Annotated in this window: 1 pseudogene; it reads right to left on the bottom strand. The window is 61.2% G+C overall.

From position 1 onward, the window contains the following. Window positions 1-446 (bottom strand): annotated as a pseudogene (locus tag RCF13_RS07850) (conjugative coupling factor TraD, PFGI-1 class); the annotation flags it as partial.

The following is a 446-nucleotide window of genomic DNA, read 5'->3' as shown; positions in this document are numbered from 1 at the left end:
TGCCCACGACCTGGCCGGCTTTGGCCCGGTTGCCAATGCGTGCCTCGATGTCGCTGAGCGTCTGGGTGTAGGCGGTGACCTGGATGCCGGCACCACCGCCCTTGTTGACCATGGGAATGAACTCGTCTCCCATCAGTTCGTTGAACTCGTCAGCATGGACATTGATCGGCACCTTCGCGCCCGGATTTGCGTCAGGCAAACCATCGTCGATGCCAAACTTGTAGATGTGCCCGGCCACGGAGACCAGGTCAGAGAACATCGAGTTGCCGACGGCCGCAGAAACCTCAGCGTCCGACAGCGCGTCGAGCCCCACGTAGACGACCGCGCGCTTGCGGATGATCTGCATCCAATCGAAGATCGGCCGCGGGTCGTCCAGATCAGAATAGTTGGGTGCCAGCAGTTGAGCGATCTTGCCGCTCGTCAGCTTCTCCAGCAGTGGCAGCAGC

Source organism: Stenotrophomonas maltophilia group sp. RNC7, assembly GCF_030910085.1.
GTDB classification, from domain to species: domain Bacteria; phylum Pseudomonadota; class Gammaproteobacteria; order Xanthomonadales; family Xanthomonadaceae; genus Stenotrophomonas; species Stenotrophomonas sepilia.
The sequence above is the reverse complement of the archived record's forward strand: the minus strand, read 5'-3'. Positions and strand labels throughout refer to the sequence as shown.